2 protein-coding genes and 1 pseudogene are annotated in these 2,385 nt (G+C 61.8%); all 3 read left to right on the top strand.

Annotated elements, in window-relative coordinates:
• Positions 1-353: pseudogene (locus A2J03_RS31175) on the top strand (cyclohexanone monooxygenase); the annotation flags it as partial.
• Positions 350-1,222 carry an SDR family NAD(P)-dependent oxidoreductase gene (locus A2J03_RS17615; RefSeq protein ID WP_068376349.1) on the top strand — a complete coding sequence of 291 codons (873 nt, stop codon included), beginning with the start codon at positions 350-352 and terminating at the stop codon, positions 1,220-1,222. The pseudogene A2J03_RS31175 and the gene A2J03_RS17615, both read left to right, overlap by 4 nt.
• 570 nt (positions 1,223-1,792) lie before the next feature.
• A partial coding sequence (locus tag A2J03_RS17610; protein WP_231912577.1) for an ice-binding family protein occupies positions 1,793-2,385 on the top strand: 593 nt, incomplete at its 3' end.

The following is a 2,385-nucleotide window of genomic DNA, read 5'->3' as shown; positions in this document are numbered from 1 at the left end:
CGGTGGTCTACACCTCACAGGTCGTCACCATCGAGGCACAGGTGAAGTACATACTCGAGGCGCTGCGCGTCATGGACGACAAGTCCATCGTCGCTCTCGAAGTCAGCAGCGAAGCGCAGGCCGAATTCGCCGCGTACACCGATGCCCGACTCGCAGGATCGGTATGGAACTCGGGCGGATGCAGCAGCTACTACCTCAGTCCATCAGGCCGCAACGTCACCTACTGGCCTGGATCCGTACGTAACTTCACCCGGCGCATGTCCGCGATCGAGCTCGACCATTATGGGTACCGCACTCGATCGGCGTCACCCGTCGTCGAAGCCGAGCCTGCAACATCGGAGGCCTCCGCATGAAACGTCAGCTCGCATTGACAGGTGCAGTTGCTCTGGTGACCGGCGGGGCACGCGGAATCGGCGCTGCCACCGTGCAGAAGCTCCTGGCCGCGGGCGCATCCGTCGCGGTAGTCGACCGCGACATACCCGCGGACGCGATCAAGTGCGATCGCGTACTCCTGCTCGCGGCCGATGTCACGGACTCTGCGGCGATGGTGGCGTGCGTCGCTCGAACAGTAGAGAAGTTCGGCGCCCTCGACATCGTCATCGCCAACGCAGGAATAACGCCGCCTCCCGCAACGATCCGCACTGTGGACAAGAACATCTTCGACGCCGTGATGGCCGTCAACTTCGGCGGCGTCCTGAACATCGTGCGCGCAAGCGCAGACGAAGTAGTCGCCCGCGGCGGGCACATCGTGCTCGTATCATCCTGCGCTGCGTTCACTCCAGGCATGGGAGGCGCTCCGTACATGGTCAGCAAGGCTGCCGTGGAGCAACTGGGACGCGCGCTGAGCATCGAATTCGCCGCAGTCGGAGCCTCGGCGGGACTCGCCTACTTCGGCGTCGTGGATACCGATCTGGCACGGGGAACACTCGACAACGACCCTGTTGGCCGTCGGATCGGCGAATTGCTGCCGTGGCCGCTGAATCGGCGGCTGCCCGCAGACCGAGCAGCCGAGTTATTGGTGCGCAGCGTCCGCACTCGCCGCGCGCGTACGATTGCTCCTGCCGTCTGGGCCCCCTACTTCTGGCTGCGTGGAATTCTCAATCCGGTGCTGGAGTGGAAGCTGACCCGCGACCGGACGGTCACCGAGCTCATCCGTGACCTCGAGAAATCGGCCGAACACAGACCTCCTACAAGCCGGTCAGTGAAACTGCCACGGCCATAGCAATACTCGTGTAGTCGCGATGCTGTCGGATGACATCGTTCAACCGCACAGTCGCACAGAGACTTCGAGTTCCGACAGAGCTGACCCCGATGGTGCACGTGCCCAATTGGACCGTGCACACGGGGTCATTACTCTTTTGTTAGCCAAAGCATTTGGGAGCGCTTTCCAAGCGTACGTACCGTCCAAAATGGCAAACGGTTTATTTGCCTGCTATGCAGCGCGCAAAAAAACCATTCGTTCCGGACGGTATTTTGTTGACTTTGCATGTCCGCAGGTGTTCTGCTAAAGCCCTAAGCCGTAGCGATACGGGGAAAGCCTGCCAGGTTCGAGTGATCTTCGCTCGGCCACATTTCGCTCGCGGATTCGAAATTTCGATCCACGATCGGCACGATCGTCAGCAGACGCCCGGATCGATAGTCCGCCTCCAGAACTGGGGCGCCGCACCCTCGATTCGAGTGGGCACTTCTCCTACCTCCCGTTCCCTCCAGTCGGGGACGCCAGGTATTCAAAGCACCTGCCGCAGCGATGTCGATGCTGCATGTGCAAATGGTACAGAAGGATCGAATTCAGATGCATACCAACAGTTCTCGCGCTCGACTTCAGCAAGGTCCCACTCCTCGTCGCATGATGGGCGCGCTGGTCGCGACCGTCGCAGCCGCCACTGCCACAATCTTGGTGTTCACGACAGGCACAGCCTCGGCTGCGGTGCCGACAGTCGGACTCGGCACCGCAGAGAGCTTCGCCGTGCTCGCCGGACAGACCGTCACCAACACAGGACCGTCCACAATTTCCGGCGACCTGGGCGTCAGCCCGGGCACCGCCGTGGTGGGCTTCCCCCCGGGCTCGGTGAACAACGGTGTAATCCACGCCGCGGATGCTGTTGCGTTGCAAGCACAATCCGATCTCACGACCGCGTACAACGATGCCGCTGGTCGAACACCTGCCACAGTCGCCTCGGTCGATCTCGGCGGACAGACACTGGCACCGGGCATCTACAAGGCCGACAGCACGCTCGGGTTGACCGGAACTGTCACGCTCGACGCGGAGAACGATCCTGCCGCAGTCTTCATCTTCCAGGTCGGTTCGTCGCTGATCACCGCCCCGAACTCGACCGTAGCCATGATCCGAGGTGCCAACCCCTGCAACGTGTTCTGGCAGATCGG

The organism is Rhodococcus sp. EPR-157 (assembly GCF_001647195.1).
In the GTDB taxonomy this organism is placed as follows: Bacteria; Actinomycetota; Actinomycetes; order Mycobacteriales; family Mycobacteriaceae; genus Rhodococcoides.
Note: the sequence above shows the minus strand (reverse complement) of the source record. Positions and strands in the feature narration are given on the sequence as shown.

Bases quoted from the DNA above. Each gene is read 5' to 3' on its own strand.
- A2J03_RS17615 (WP_068376349.1), top strand. From the start codon at position 350: ATGAAACGTCAGCTCGCATTGACAGGTGCAGTTGCTCTGGTGACCGGC.